The organism is Vibrio sp. C8, assembly GCF_054051265.1.
On record NZ_JBPAOE010000040.1, the window covers coordinates 1 to 685 of the forward strand.

General features: G+C 50.4%; 1 protein-coding gene and 1 pseudogene. Both read left to right on the forward strand.

Annotation, left to right across the window (positions count from 1 at the left end):
- Window positions 1-453: pseudogene (locus ACRQQK_RS15515) on the forward strand (type VI secretion system tip protein VgrG); the annotation flags it as partial.
- 5 nt (window positions 454-458) lie between these two features.
- Window positions 459-685, forward strand: a 227-nt coding sequence (locus tag ACRQQK_RS15520) for a hypothetical protein (protein WP_457512855.1), incomplete at its 3' end; no start/stop codon positions are given.

Sequence of the window (685 nt, forward strand, 5' to 3'; positions counted from 1 at the left end):
ACAGTAGAAAATGACCACTTTACCCACATCAAGAATAATCATCACCTGACGGTGGAAGGGGAAAGCCGTAATAAAATCACCAAAGACCAGACTCTGATGGTGGATGGTAGTGTCCATATCAAAACAGGCAAACTTTGGGCGCATGAGGCCGGTGGTGAAGTTCACCTAAAAGCCGGACAAAAGGTGGTGATTGAAGCTGGTTCTGAGCTGACCATTAAAGCCGGTGGCAGCTTCGTAAAAGTGGATGCCTCTGGTGTCAGTTTGGTTGGCCCCGCTATTAATCTCAATTCGGGTGGCAGTGCAAGTAGCGGCAGTGGTTTTGGTGGAAAGGTGGCGACATTGCCCTTTGGGATAACACCACCTTCTTCACCTGAACCAGTAACTTTGCCTGTCTATTCGGCGACACAAAGTGCGGGCTTTAACGCTCTCGTCAAACCGTGTCAACAAGGGTAAACATGATGCAAGATAACACCCATTACCACGAGTGGCTTGAACATCAAGCAGAGCAAGCGATTTACGCTATCGTTGACCCTCACTCAGAGCCCGCCCCTCATCACGCCTTTTTTCAATGTGGCGGGGAAAACGGTGGACCATTGCTATCCGCCCAGCAACTGACTAATCCTGAAGACGGCCCCTGGCTGTTGCCTGCCAATCGCGAGTTTTTGCAATGGTGGGCACAAGAGCA